Annotated in this window: 10 protein-coding genes; 6 read left to right on the top strand and 4 right to left on the bottom strand. The window is 65.8% G+C overall.

The window, feature by feature from the left end; genetic code table 11:
* Positions 1-29: 29 nt before the first annotated feature.
* Complete coding sequence (locus NOF53_RS18750) at positions 30-4565, bottom strand: non-ribosomal peptide synthetase (RefSeq protein WP_255971458.1); 4536 nt, start codon at positions 4563-4565, stop codon at positions 30-32.
* 119 nt (positions 4566-4684) lie between these two features.
* Between NOF53_RS18750 and NOF53_RS18745 the strand changes: the two genes are divergently transcribed.
* Together NOF53_RS18745 and NOF53_RS18740 are read left to right on the top strand one after the other, a co-directional pair.
* On the top strand, positions 4685-5668 hold the full coding sequence (locus NOF53_RS18745) for an LLM class F420-dependent oxidoreductase (RefSeq protein WP_255971456.1): 984 nt from the start codon (positions 4685-4687) through the stop codon (positions 5666-5668).
* 109 nt (positions 5669-5777) lie between these two features.
* Complete coding sequence (locus tag NOF53_RS18740) at positions 5778-6773, top strand: LLM class flavin-dependent oxidoreductase (protein ID WP_255971454.1); 996 nt, start codon at positions 5778-5780, stop codon at positions 6771-6773.
* 43 nt (positions 6774-6816) lie between these two features.
* Here NOF53_RS18740 and NOF53_RS18735 read toward each other — a convergent pair whose 3' ends face one another.
* Together NOF53_RS18735 and NOF53_RS18730 are read right to left on the bottom strand one after the other, a co-directional pair.
* The gene (locus tag NOF53_RS18735; RefSeq protein ID WP_255971452.1) at positions 6817-7926 is read right to left on the bottom strand and encodes an NDMA-dependent alcohol dehydrogenase; all 1110 of its coding nucleotides are present in this window, start codon (positions 7924-7926) and stop codon (positions 6817-6819) included.
* A 255-nt stretch (positions 7927-8181) separates the two neighbouring features.
* Positions 8182-9324, bottom strand: coding sequence for a lipase family protein (locus tag NOF53_RS18730; protein ID WP_255971580.1), 1143 nt, complete (start codon positions 9322-9324; stop codon positions 8182-8184).
* Between the two features lie 181 nt (positions 9325-9505).
* On the opposite strand from NOF53_RS18730, the gene NOF53_RS18725 reads away from it, so the two are divergent.
* Positions 9506-9859, top strand: coding sequence for a TraR/DksA family transcriptional regulator (locus tag NOF53_RS18725; protein ID WP_255971450.1), 354 nt, complete (start codon positions 9506-9508; stop codon positions 9857-9859).
* Between the two features lie 48 nt (positions 9860-9907).
* Here NOF53_RS18725 and NOF53_RS18720 read toward each other — a convergent pair whose 3' ends face one another.
* Entirely contained in the window at positions 9908-10177 is a 270-nt protein-coding gene (locus NOF53_RS18720) for an ANTAR domain-containing protein (protein ID WP_308213841.1), read from the bottom strand.
* Between the two features lie 373 nt (positions 10178-10550).
* Between NOF53_RS18720 and NOF53_RS18715 the strand changes: the two genes are divergently transcribed.
* The 3 genes from NOF53_RS18715 to NOF53_RS18705 are packed head-to-tail and all read left to right on the top strand — an operon-like array spanning position 10551 to position 13347.
* Positions 10551-10769 carry a ferredoxin gene (locus NOF53_RS18715; RefSeq protein ID WP_255971447.1) on the top strand — a complete coding sequence of 73 codons (219 nt, stop codon included), beginning with the start codon at positions 10551-10553 and terminating at the stop codon, positions 10767-10769.
* Positions 10759-12123, top strand: coding sequence for an NAD(P)/FAD-dependent oxidoreductase (locus tag NOF53_RS18710; RefSeq protein ID WP_308213840.1), 1365 nt, complete (start codon positions 10759-10761; stop codon positions 12121-12123). The genes NOF53_RS18715 and NOF53_RS18710 overlap by 11 nt, the downstream gene beginning before the upstream one ends.
* A gap of 15 nt (positions 12124-12138) precedes the next feature.
* Positions 12139-13347, top strand: a complete 1209-nt coding sequence (locus NOF53_RS18705; RefSeq protein ID WP_255971443.1) for a cytochrome P450 — start codon at positions 12139-12141, stop codon at positions 13345-13347.
* The last annotated feature ends 7 nt before the right edge of the window (positions 13348-13354 follow it).

Below are 13354 nucleotides of genomic sequence, written 5' to 3'. Positions count from 1 at the left end.
GCTATCTGTACCACCGACTCGTCCCGAGGTCACCTCCCGATCGGCTCGACAATGGTGTGAAGAGTGTCCACGAAGCTCTGCGCGGTGGAGACGTCGAAGAGGTCGGCGGAATACACGAGTTCGGCTTCGATTCCGGTGGGTTTTCCGTCGACGTCATGGCATTCGGTGAAGTGGAAGTGCAAATCGCACTTGGCGATGTCGAGTGGGCGCGGGGTGACCTCGAAGTCGAGCCCGGAGACGTCGAAGGCAGCCGGAGCGAAGTTGTTCAGGGACAGCGCAACTTGGAACAACGGGTGCAGCGACTGCGACCGGGGCGGATCGAGCACCTCGACGAGTCGTTCGAATTGCACATCCGCATTCGCCAAGGCACGAAGCTCCACGTCGCGGGATCGATCGACGATGTCGGACAGGCTCATGCTCGGGTCGACCCGGGTTCGCAGAACCAGCGTGTTGACGAACATTCCCACCACGTCGTCGAGCACCGGATCCCCCCGCCCCGCGATCGGTGTCCCGATCGCGATGTCGGGATCTCCGCTGAGGCGGGCCAGCAGTACCGCCACGGCCGACCGGAGCGCCGTGAAGAGGCTGGCGTGGTGTTCGTGCGCAGTGGCGAGCAGACCCCGATGCGCATGCTCATCGAGGGAGAACTGAAGTCGCCGCGCCCGATAGGTCCACCGTCGGGGCCGGGGACGGTCGGTGGGCAGCGAGAGTTCCCCGCGAAGTCCCGACAGTTCCTGCGTCCAGTGGGCGATCTGTCTCGACGCAACACTGTCGGGGTCGTCCTCGGCCCCGAGCAACATCCGCCGCCACACGGTGTAGTCGGCGTACTGCACGACCGGAGGCTCCCACTCGGGTTCACCTCCCGTCGACCGGGCGCGGTAGGAATCGGCGAGGTCGCGAGCCAAAGGTGCCAGCGACCAGCCGTCCGCCGCGATGTGGTGGAGGACGCAAGAAAGAAGGTGGTCGCCATCGGCCAGACGGAAGAGCCGGGCGCGGAGAGGAGGGTCGCGCCGCACGTCGAATCCCGCGGTCAGCAGCGTCGACGTCTGTGCCTGCGCTGCCGATTCACCGGCCGGCACCGGCACCAGGTCGGGCAGGGCATCGGCCACGTCGAGCACGCGCTGGTATGGCCCCCAGGGCGAGTCGGGATACACGGTTCTCAGCGAGCGATGCCGGTCGAGGACGTCTGCCATCGCCGAGCGCAACGCTTCGATGTCGAACGGGCCGCGCACTCGCACCGTGAAGGGAATGTTGTAGAGGGCGGGTTCCACGAGCGCGCGGTCGATGAATTGTTGCGATGGAGACAGCGGCACGCACTCGGGCAACGGTGTGGCGCCCAACTTCGGTCTGCGCGCAAGCTCAGCGCTCGACGGGTGTTCACAGGCTTCCGTGATCGACTGTGCCAGTGCTGCGACCGTCGGTGCATCGAAGAGTTCACGCACGCCCAAAGTGGTGCCCAGCTCGGCGTTGATGGTGGCAACCACCCGGATGGCCGACAGCGAGTCGCCGCTGAGATCGAAGAACGAATCGTCGGCGCCGACCGAATCCACACCGAGTACCTGGGCGAACACCCGCGCGACACGGCGCTCGGCGAGGGTCTCCGGATCGCGATGAGGCACCGAATCCGAGCCGAACTCCGGGAGCGGGAGCACCGACCGGTCGAGTTTCCCCGTCGGTGTCAATGGAATCGAATTCACGAGCATGAACGATTTGGGAATCATGTAGTCCGGCAGGAACCGTGCCACGTGCGCTTTCAATGCTCCACGATCGATCGGTGCGTCCTTTTCGGTCATGATGTAGGACACCAGGTTCGGATCACCGACCGAGTTCTCGTGCACCATCGTCGCGGCAAATGCGACGCCCGGATATGCGCTCAACGTGGCGTTGATCTCACCGAGCTCGACGCGGAATCCGCGGATCTTGACCTGATCGTCGGCCCTGTCCAGGAACTCGAGGGTTCCCGATACCGTCCACCGCACCACGTCTCCGGTGCGAAACATCCGGGAACCGCTGTGGCCGAACGGATTGGCAACGAACCGTGCGGCGGTCAGGTCATGGCGCCGGTGGTAGCCCCGGGCGATTGCGGGGGTGGCGAGGTAGAGCTCACCGGCCGCGCCCGGCGGAAGCGGGCGGAGACGACGATCGAGAACTACCGCGTCCACGCCGCGCATGAGTGCACCGATCGTCACGGTTCCGTCCGGTGACATCGGTTCCGTCAGGGTGACACTGCACGTCGTCTCCGTCGGACCGTAGGCGTTGCGTAGGGTTCGGCCACCTGCCCAGCGCCGTGCCAACTCCGGGGGACACACCTCTCCTCCGACCAGTACCAGCTCCAACTCGTCCACCGCGGCCGGATCGATCGCAGCCAGCGCGGAGGGAGTCGTCAGCAGGTGGGTGACGTGTTCCTCCCGCAGCAACCGAGACAGCTCGTCGCCACCGAAGTGCCCGGGAGGGGTCACGACGAGCGTCGCGCCGCCGACACACGCCGCGAGCACTTCGACGAGCGCGGTGTCGAAGCTCGGTGAGGCGAAATGCAGGACGCGAGAACGCGCGGACACCGCGTACTTGTCCCGAATCTCCTGTGCCAGATTGGCGAGGCCGCGATGAGTCACGACGACGCCCTTCGGCACCCCGGTCGACCCGGACGTGTAGATCAGATAGGCGGGATGGTCCAGGAGCAGAGGACTCACCCGCTCCGCATCGTCCGGCGCCCCGGAAGAGGCTTCGTCGCAGAAACTTTCGGGTTCGTCGATATCGATCGCCAGCCATTCGACGGTGTCGGGCAGACGATCCTGCTCTGCACGGACGGTCAACCCGACAGCCGCACCGCAATCGGCCAGGGAATACGCGACGCGGGCGCTCGGGTGTGTGGGGTCGATCGGAACGTAGGCCGCGCCGGTTTTCGCGACCGCCCACAAGGCCAGCACCGATTCGATGGACCGCGGGACTGAAACTGCGACGAAATTCTCGGGCCCGATTCCCCTGCCGATCAGGATCCGGGCGAGCCGGTTGGCGAGGCGGTCCAGGTCACCGTAGGACAGTTCACGCCCTCGGTCGCGTATCGCGACGGCCCCGGGATCGGAGGCGACCGACCCCGCGAGGAGACGGTCGAGGGTGATCGGGTCGGCGTTCGGGAAACCCTGTGCGGGAGCGAATATCCCGCGTTCGCCGGCAAGGAACACGTCGAGGTCCGAGACCAGGCATTCCGACTCGATCGATGCGGTGAACCGGTCGAGGAACGCGAGGAATCGGTCGTAGTGTCCGGTCAGTTCGTCGTGGCCGTACAGGGACGAATTGCCCTCGAAGTCGACACGGGCGGCACGTTCTGAAGATCCTGGATAGATGTTGACGGCGAGGTCGGCGACGGGACCGGTGGTGAGGACCCGAACCGTCGCCTGGACGGCGCCCAGCGTGATCTCCTTGAACATCATGAGGTTGATCACCGGCCCGAAATGCAGAAGTTCGACCCCGCCTGAGGCGAGGTCGCGGCCGATGTCCTCGCGGCGGTAGCGCTGGTGACGCAGTGCCGCCGTCAACGCCGCCTCGGCCGTTGCGACCGCGCTTCGCACCGTGCCCGAGCCGATTCCGCCGAGCCGCAACGGAATGACGTTGGAGACGCACCCGCCCGAAGCACGCAGGCGGGCCGTGGTTCTCGCCGACACCGGCAGGGAGAGGACTACGTCCTCGACGCCGCACATCGTGGCGAGATACGAGGCGAAGGCGGCGACCGCCACGGCCGCTTGGTTGCGTGAACTCGAGCTTCGAGCCGCGTGCCCCGTGACAGTCCGGGCGGTCGTGTCGGGACGCGCGGCGCGGCGGCTCAGTCCGACGACCGGAGGTAGGTCACTGCCCTGCTCACGCCAGTAATCGCGGTCCCGGACGAACCGGGTGGAGGCGCGGTACGCGGCGTCCTCCTGCACGAGGCGTTCCGGTCCCACAATCCGGCAGTCCGGCGGATCCCTGCCCTCGACGGCGGCGACGTACAAGTCGGCAGTGCGGCTCATCAGCATCATCGCGGCGTACCCGTCCGACGCGATGTGGTGGGCGCGGGAGTACCAGTAGTAGTGCTCGTCTCCCAGCTGCAGGATGTGCGACACGAGGAGCGGTCCGCCGTACATGTCGGTGCGCGCGCTCCGGTCGTGTCGCATCCACCTGTGGGCCGCTTCGACGGGGTCGTCCTCACCACGAAAGTCGGTAGTAGGCACCGAATTGCTCATCGTGGTGTCCACGACCTGGTGTGGCTGCCCGTCGATGTCCACCAGACGAATAGATCCCCAGCCGAATTCGAGATGTGCGCGACGGGTGGCGTCGTCGAGGACGGCGAGTTCGACAGGCCCGTGCAGCTCCGCATAGTGGGCGATGACATACGGAATCTCAGGCGCGAGCTGCTGCGCGAACCAGATGGACCGCTGCGCCGCGGTCAACGGCAGGGCTCCATCGATCGATCGCGTCGGGTGCGCGAGCGGACGTTCCGGGCGGGCTACATGATGCCGGGCACACGTCGGTCTCTCCAGGCAGACGCAGGCCGCGCCGCCGGACTGCGGCGAATCGAAGTCGGTGTTCATCTCCCCCAGCATGCGTGACCGCGAACCCGCCCACCAGCCACCCCAGGGTGCACAGTTATCCCTCGAGCACCCGTCGAGATGAAAGGCGCCCCCGCCGCCATCCGGGTAGCGTCGAGCGCGTGACTATCCGACTTGGTTACCAAATGCCGAACTTCAGCTACTCCGACTCCGTCGCGGACCTCTTCCCGACGGTCATCGCTCAGGCGCAGGAAGCCGAATCAGACGGTTTCGACACCGCATTCGTGATGGATCACTTCTACCAATTGCCCGGAATCGGCAAGCCCGACGAGCCGATGCTCGAGGCCTACACCGCCCTCGGCGCTCTCGCCACTGCCACCGAGACCATCCAGTTGTCCGCACTCGTCACCGGCAACACCTACCGCAACCCTCCCATGCTCGCCAAAGCGGTATCTACCCTGGACGTCGTCAGCGGAGGCCGTGCCGTCCTCGGTATCGGGGCCGGTTGGTTCGAACTCGAACACCGCCAGTTCGGCTACGAGTTCGGCACTTTCACCGACCGATTCGAACGACTCGACGAGGCATTGCAGATCATCGCGCCGATGTTGCACGGCGAACGTCCGACGTTCGACGGCAAGTGGTATCACGTCGAGAACGCGATCAACGAGCCGCGGATCCGCGACGACCTGCCGATCATGCTGGGAGGTGGCGGTGAGAAGAAGACGTTCGGTCTCGCCGCCCGGTTCGCGGACCACCTGAATATCATCTGCAACGCCCGCGAACTGCCGCGAAAGCTCGAGGCACTCGATACCCGGTGCTCGGAGATCGGTCGCGACCGGTCCACGCTGGAGACCAGCTACCTGGCTTTCGTCATCGTCGACGAGGACGGCGACCGCGCCCGGCAGCTTCAGCACGACTTCCTGCTCACGCAGGGCGTCGACCTGTCGAAGGCGTCGGACGAGGAACGCGCCGCCGCCACCGACCGGCAGTTCTGCGGTGCCCCCGACGAGGTGGCCGAACAGCTGAAGACCCGTGTCCTCGACGCGGGAATCGACGGCATCGTCCTCAACCTCGTCGCCAACGGGCACGAACCCGGCATCGTCGAACTCACCGGGCGCACGTTGCGTCCGCTGGTCGACGCCTGACCGTTCCGGCCACCCGGAATACGCGCACTACCTCTGCGGTTGCACCCAGAGGTAGTGCGCGAGGCTAACCTCTCGCGCCTGTTCTTGGTGACGAAAGGTGACGAATCCCGTGAGCGCTGTTCTGTCGATTCTCGATCTGGCCTACATCCGCGAGGGCGACACGGCGCGGGACAGCTTCGATGCGAGCGTGAAACTCGCGCAACTCGCGGAGACCCGCGGGTACCGCCGCATCTGGTACGCGGAGCACCACAACATGCCGTCGATCGGCTCGTCCGCGACGAGCGTCCTCATCGCGCACGTCGCCGCGCACACCGAGAGCATCCGGCTCGGCGCAGGCGGCATCATGCTGCCCAACCACGCGCCGCTGACGATCGCCGAGCAGTTCGGCACCCTCGCGACACTGCACCCCGGTCGCATCGACCTCGGACTCGGACGCGCACCCGGCAGTGATCAGAAGACGATGTACGCGCTGCGCCGCGACCCGGCGTCCGCGGACCGCTTCCCGCAGGACGTGCTGGAACTCCAGGCATACCTCAGAGGTGTGTCACGGGTTCCCGGCGTCGACGCGGTCCCCGGCAAGGGCACCAACGTTCCCCTCTACATCCTCGGGTCCTCGCTGTTCGGCGCACAGCTCGCCGCGAAGCTCGGACTCCCCTACGCCAACGCGTCCCACTTCTCCCCCGACTCGCTCGTCGACGCCGTCACGCTGTACCGGGAGCGGTTCGAGCCGTCCGAGGATCTGTCCGAGCCGTACGTCATCGCCGGCGTCAACGCCATCGCCGCGGACACCACCGAGGACGCGCATCGGCAGTTCGAAGCGTCCCTGCGGCGGCGGGTGGTGCAGATGGTCGGTCGGGGGCAGAAATTCACCCCCGAGGAGGTCGACCTCATCATGACGTCCCCGGCGGGTCAGCAGGTCGCGCAGATGGTGCGCTACTCCGCCGTCGGAACGCCGACCGAGGTCAAGACGTACCTCGACGAGTTCGCCGAGCACGCGCAGGCCGACGAGCTGATCGTCGCCTCCCATGCCGAGAACACCGAGTCCTGGCTGAAGACGTACGACCTGCTCGCCGACGCGTGGCGCTCCGCGCCCGTGCGCGGTTAGCGAGTCTCTGAACTCGTCAACCGCGCACGAGCGCCGGAGGCGCCTACTGGTGGACGATGACGCCGCGGATGTTCTTTCCGTCCCGCAGATCCTGGTAACCCTGGTTCACCTGCTCGAGCGTGTACTTGGTGGTGATCAGTTCGTCGAGCTTGAGCTGACCAGCGTCGTACAGACGCAGTAGGCGGACAATGTCGTACTGCGGGTTGGCCGAGCCGAACAACGTGCCTTTGATCGTCTTCTGGTTCAGGGTGAGGTCGGTTCCCGACACGTGCACCGTGAGCTTCGCGGGGTCGGCGAGGCCGGTGATGACCACGGTGCCGCCCTTACCGATGACGGCGGTCGCGTTCTGCACTACCTCTTCGTCGACGGTCCCCACCAGAATGAGGGCCTGATCGGCGCCCTGCCCCCAGGTCAGTTCGTTGACCTTCTCCGCCGCAGTTGCGGCGTCCGCGAACGCGTGGGTTGCGCCGAACTTCAGTGCGGCCTCCCGCTTCATGGCCACCGGATCCACCACGACGATGTACTTGGCGCCCGCGGTCACGGCGCCCTGCACTGCGTTGATGCCGAGTCCGCCGATGCCGTAGATGACAACCGTGTCACCGGCCCGCACTCCGCCGGCGTACACGGCGGTGCCCCAACCGGACGGCACACCGCAGCCGACGAGGACGGCGGTCTCCAGCGGAAGCCAGTCGTCCACTTTCACCACCGAGTGCTGCGAGATGGTGGCCCGCTCCGCGAACGTGCCGAGCATGCACATGGCGCCGAAATCGTGCTTGTCCGAGTGGAACCGGAACGAGCCGTCGGGCATCGACCCCTCGAGGATGGTGGCACCCATGTCACACAGGTTCTGGCGGCCGGTGGCGCAGTAGCGACACGTTCCGCAGTTCGGAATGAAGCTACAGACGACGTGGTCGCCGGGCTTCACCTTCGTGACCCCGGGCCCGACTTCTTCGATGATCCCCGAACCTTCGTGCCCGCCGACGATGGGGAAACGCGGCGGCAGATCGCCGTCGGTGAGGTGCAGGTCCGAGTGGCACAGACCCGCCGCAACATACTTGATGAGCACTTCGCCGGGACCCGGACCGTCCAGCTCGAGTTCCACGATTTCGAACGGCTTGTGCGTTTCGAACAGAACCGCTGCTTTGGTCTTCATGTCTTCTCCTCGTTGAGTGACGGTCAGAGTGCGATGTTGACGGCTTGGGTCTGGGTGTAGAGATCGAAGGCGGTGGCCCCGAGCTCACGTCCCCGCGGCCGATTCGAGCATCCACGCGACAGGCGGGTGCATCGACTCGGCAAGGGGGCACACCACACTCCCGAACGTACCCACGAAGTGTGACCCACGCCATAGTGCTTGTGGGTCCCGGAAGACAACTGTCCGGAATCTGGACAGTGCCGGTGTCGGGCTCGGTCAGGCGAACAGCCCCGCAACGAACGGGATGGTGTCGGCCTGCGAATCGATGAGTGTGCCACTGTGGTCGGTGGGATAGGCCTTGAACGTGACCGGCTCACCGTTAGCAGTGAGCGCGGCGACCAGTGAGAACGCGGAGGGCGCGGGAACGTCGATGTCGGTGAGCCCCTGCCCGATGAACAGCGGGCGATCGTACCCACTTGTGGGCACACCCATGTAGTCCACCAGTAGCGGGTAGAAGTCCGGAATTTCGTTCAGTGGCTTGCCGAAGAGGTCACCGACGACAACACCCTCCGCCGCCTCGTGCATCTCGCTGACGCACAACTGCTCGGCGGCGTTGACATAGTGGGCTCCGAGGGGAGTGAGGTAGGAGTCGAGGCCGATCTCGGGATGCGCCGATCGCAGTCCCGCGAGGATGTAGAACAGGTACGACGTGAGGCCGGCGGGGATCGCCGTGGGCGGCACCCCCGGGCCGAGCGGCAGCAGTGCCAGCTCGATGTTCGCGGGCACGCCCGTTCCCACTGCCCCGCGGTAGTCCAGCGTCTCCCCGCCGTACTCGGTGGCGTAGCGGGCGGTGGTGATCGCGGCGCCGCCGCCCTGGGATTGTCCGACCACCACCCACTTGTTCGACAGGGACTTGTCGACGGTGCGCGCGGCCTTCACCGAGTCGACGACGCTGTGCGCCTCGACCTTTCCGTCGAGGTACGGCATTACCCCGGGCGTGCCCAGTCCGACGTAGTCCGTGGAGACGACGGCGTAACCCTGCTCGAGCCAGCGCCCGAGGTAGGGGTAGTCCCGTTCGGGCAGGGCTGGGCCGACGAGGGAGGGAGCGCAGTCGTCGGCAAGACCCGAAGTGCCGTGCGCCCACGCCACCACCGGCCAGCCCCCTTCAGGTGCCTCACCGGGCGGCACATACATCGCGCCGGTACTGAGGGCCGGAGTACCGTCCGAGCCGATCGACCAGTATGTGATGCGCTGTGCGTCCGCGGCACCGGGAATCCACAACGTGCTCGGGAGCGGAGCCACGTCCACTACATCGCCGGGAGACCTGGCGGCCTCGTCCGCAAACGCCGAAGGGACTGCGAGGCACGTGCCGGTGATCGTCAGGGAAGCGACGGTCACGCTTGCAGCGGCCCGCGACATACGTACCAGGGGACTCTTCACCGACTCACCGTAGAACGCGGCGTCGACCCGAGCCACGGCACCATCCGCGATGGCCGGCCGTACACCTCGAACAGTCAGTGAGTCGTACTGCGCCCCGGATGCCGGCCGATCGCTATACCGTCGACACCAGCACTTCCGTCGACCATCGGAGGACGATGCCGTGACGCTCGATCCCTCTACTCCCGACCACCGCGCGCGGATCGTGGCCGAACAGGCCGACGCCGAGCGGCGGCTCGCAGCGCTGAGCGGGCGCTTCACCGCCATCGTCGAGGGTTCGGAATTCACTACGGACGACGACGAACACGACCCGGAGGGGTCGACCATCGCATTCGAACGCGCCCAGGTGTCGGCACTGCTCGCCGACGCGCGGCGAGACGTGGAGGAGCTGACGGCCGCGCTGGCGCGACTCGATGCCGGAACCTACGGCACCTGCATCCGGTGCGGACGGCCGATCGCCGAGGTCCGGCTCGACGCGCTTCCCGCGGTCCGCACGTGCATCGAATGCTCGGGCTGACGCGCGTCACGCGGGGTCAGTCGAGGATCTGGTCAGTTGAGGATCTGGTCAGTTGAGGATCGAAGCCCAAGCTCGGCCGGCCACCTCACGGGCTCGCAGATGCCCCTCGGGCGGGTCTACGCCCTCGGCAAGATCGGCAAGCGCTTCCGCCAGGTCTCCGATATCCACCTGATGTCGCATCGAGGTATCGAGTAATTCGTCGAATGCTTGGTCCGGGCTGTACGAGGTCCCTCGCGCGTCGGTCAGGATGTGTATCGCTGCATCCAATGCGGAAAGGTGACGGGTTTCGCGGGTGTCGCGGTGAGCTTCAATCGTCAATCTTTCGCCCCTGAGTTTGTCGCTGCTCGGCGTTTTTCCGATCATGTGTGGGCACATCACATCACGATCGGTGCCGGTCCGTTGCCGATTCGTCGTCAACGGCAAAGTCGTTTTCCGACAGTGATATCCAGCAGCGCCGAAAGTACTTGTAACTGCCGTTCCTACCGCCGGGTTCTACTCGGCAGTACGCCCCGCACGGGTCGCCGGGGACAGCGGCGGCAGTTCTGAACAACTCCAGATCAGCGGATTCGAACCATACAGACCGTGCGCTCCGTGATACTGGCAACCGGCGGTTGTTTCGCCGGTTCGAACGGGTGGCCATGCGCCTCGCTGTCCCTGTGGACACAACGGAAACGAAACTGTTCAGGATCGGGTGATGGACGTGAAACTCGTCGTCGACCTCAATCGGTGTCAGGGATATGCACAGTGCGTATTTCTCGCACCGCGTGTCTTCACACTGCACGGCGAGGAGTCCCTTCTCTATGACGCGGGGCCGGACGACGGCGAACGCGACCGGGTCTCGCAGGCCGCCGCAGCCTGCCCGGTGCAGGCCATCACCACCGACATCCGCCCGCGATCACATGAGCAGTGACATGCGGGTCGTCATCGTCGGTGCATCGCTCGCCGGACTGCGGGCAGCGGACGAATTGCGACAACAGGGGTTCGACGGCCCGCTGACCATGATCGGCGACGAACCGTACGAACCCTACGATCGGCCGCCACTGTCGAAAGCAGTGCTGCTGGGGATCATGCCCCCCGAACACGCGACGCTGCCCGCCCGAACCGACCTCGATGCCAAGTGGCGGCTCGGTGTCCCGGCGACCGCGCTCGACCTCGAGGATAACCGGGTTGAGCTCGGAGATGGCGACAGCGTTCCCTTCGACAAGGTCCTGCTCACAACAGGGGTGCGGGCACGCCCGTGGCCGAAGGTGGAAGAAAGCGACCTCGACGGCGTCTTCACCGTACGGACCCTGGACGACTCGCGTCGGCTCGACCAACGCCTGTCTGCAGGTCCACGCCATGTGCTGGTGATCGGCGCCGGCTTCACCGGTTCGGAGATCGCCTCGGTGTGCCGCGAGCGCGGGTTGGCTGTCACGGTCACCGAGCGTGGACCGGCACCCTTGGTCGGGGCCCTCGGCGGGGTGGTCGCGGCCGTCGCGGCCGACATGCAGCGCGATCACGGTGTCGACCTGCGATGCGGCGTCACGGTTGCGGGATTGGAAGGTGATGGACAGGGCCGACTCCACCGGGCACACCTCTCGGACGGAACAGTCCTCGACGTCGATGTGGCTGTTGTCGCCCAGGGCAGCATCCGGAATACCGAATGGCTGGCCGGGTCCGGTCTCGCCGCGGGGCCACGGGGAGTGGCCTGTGATGCCGGTTGCCGCGCATTCGACCTCAACGGTCTCGTCACCGACAACGTCTTCGTCGCCGGTGACATTGCCCGGCAACCACATCCGTTATACGACTACCAATTGATCGCACTCGAGCACTGGGGCAACGCCATCGGACAAGCGGAAGTGGCTGCACACAACATGATCCACGAGGGGCTCCATCGGCGCCCCCATCTCGACATTCCGGCGTTCTGGTCCAGCCAGTTCGGGGTCAACATCAAATCGGTCGGCATCCCCACCTATTCGGATCAGGTGGTCGTCACCCAGGGTTCGGTCGAGGATCGCCGATTCGTCGCAGCCTACGGCTTCCGTGGACGCCTCACAGCAGCAGTCGCGTTCAACCACGGCCGGTGGCTGGACTTCTACCGCGGCCTGATCGAATCGGCGGCTGCCTTTCCTCCGGACTTCGCCGTGATGGATCGAACGGACCCGTGGGAGGTGCGGTCGTCGGAACTTCCCGACCCGGCCGTTCTCAGCCACGGCCCGACCGTCTCGGTGACCGGACATCTGCCCACCGAGCGTCACGTCGAGTTCGTATCGGCACCGAAGTAAGCAGGGAGACTTGGCATGTCGCGTGCGCAGTTACTCGAACGCATCACCGACCAGTCGAATCGAGCGAACCCGTACCCCCTGTACGAGGAATTGCGGGAGACGCCGGCCACGCTGCAGGACAACGGTTCCTACCTGGTCGGACGGTATTACGACGTCGCCGCCCTGCTGCATGATCCGCGAATCAGCTCCGACTTGCACAACCGCAGAGCGGGCATGCCCGGAGCCGATCGGGCCGACAACGGTGGGCCGGCGTTCATCCGAATGGACCCGCCCGAGCACGACCGGCTTCGACGGTTGACGACGCGGCAGTTCGGACCGCCACACATGCCCGGCCGAGTCGATTCCATGCGAGGCGAACTCGCGGACCTCGTGTCCGCCCTCGTCGACAACCTGGCGGGGAAGGACCGCATCGATCTTGTCGACGATTTCGCGTACCCCTTCCCGGTGTCCGTGATCTGCCGACTGCTGGGTGTTCCGCGCGAGGAGGAACCACGATTTCACGTCTGGGCGGATGCGTTGGTGGCCTCCATCGAACCGACCCGCGATTCGGACAGCGACTCGAAGATGAAGGCCGCTCAGCAAGCCCAGCTGGAGATGGGCACGTTCATGGCCGGCCTGATCGAGGAGCGCCGTGGGAATCCGGGTGATGACATGTTGTCCGGGTTGGCGGCCGACCACCATGAAGGCGGTCTCGACACCCTCGAATTGGTCACCAATTCGATCATGCTGTTCATCGCGGGCCATGAGACGACCGTCAATCTCATCACCAACGGAATGCTCACCCTGCTGCGCAACCCCGACGAGCTGGAACGTCTGAAGCGCCACCCGGAGCTGATGCCTCTGGCGGTCGAGGAGTTGCTCCGGTTCGAGCCTCCCGTCCATCTGATTCCCCAGCGGACACCCATCGTCGACATCGAGATCGGTGGGGTGACGGTGCCGAAGGGTTCACCGATCGTGTTGGCGCTGGCTTCCGCCAATCGGGATCCGGACCGGTTCACCGACCCCGATCGGTTCATCCCCGACCGCGCCGACAACCAGCACCTCGGCTTGGGCAGCGGAATCCACAGCTGCTTCGGCGCACCACTCGCCCGCCTCGAAGGTCAAATGGCGCTGAATGAGCTGATCCGCCGACTGCCGAACCCGCGTCTCGTGAAGGACCCGCCGCCGTATCGTCCCAACCCGGTGCTGCGTGGTCCCCGGCATCTCATGGTGGATTGCGGGTGACTGTTCT

This window comes from Rhodococcus tibetensis, assembly GCF_024438035.1.
Classification (GTDB): Bacteria; Actinomycetota; Actinomycetes; order Mycobacteriales; family Mycobacteriaceae; genus Rhodococcus_F; species Rhodococcus_F tibetensis.
The sequence above is the reverse complement of the archived record's forward strand: the minus strand, read 5'-3'. Positions and strand labels throughout refer to the sequence as shown.

Bases quoted from the DNA above. Each gene is read 5' to 3' on its own strand.
- NOF53_RS18750 (WP_255971458.1), bottom strand. From the start codon at position 4,565: ATGAACACCGACTTCGATTCGCCGCAGTCCGGCGGCGCGGCCTGCGTC.
- NOF53_RS18735 (WP_255971452.1), bottom strand. From the start codon at position 7,926: ATGAAGACCAAAGCAGCGGTTCTGTTCGAAACGCACAAGCCGTTCGAA.
- NOF53_RS18710 (WP_308213840.1), top strand. From the start codon at position 10,759: ATGAGCAGTGACATGCGGGTCGTCATCGTCGGTGCATCGCTCGCCGGA.
- NOF53_RS18730 (WP_255971580.1), bottom strand. From the start codon at position 9,324: ATGTCGCGGGCCGCTGCAAGCGTGACCGTCGCTTCCCTGACGATCACC.
- NOF53_RS18705 (WP_255971443.1), top strand. From the start codon at position 12,139: ATGTCGCGTGCGCAGTTACTCGAACGCATCACCGACCAGTCGAATCGA.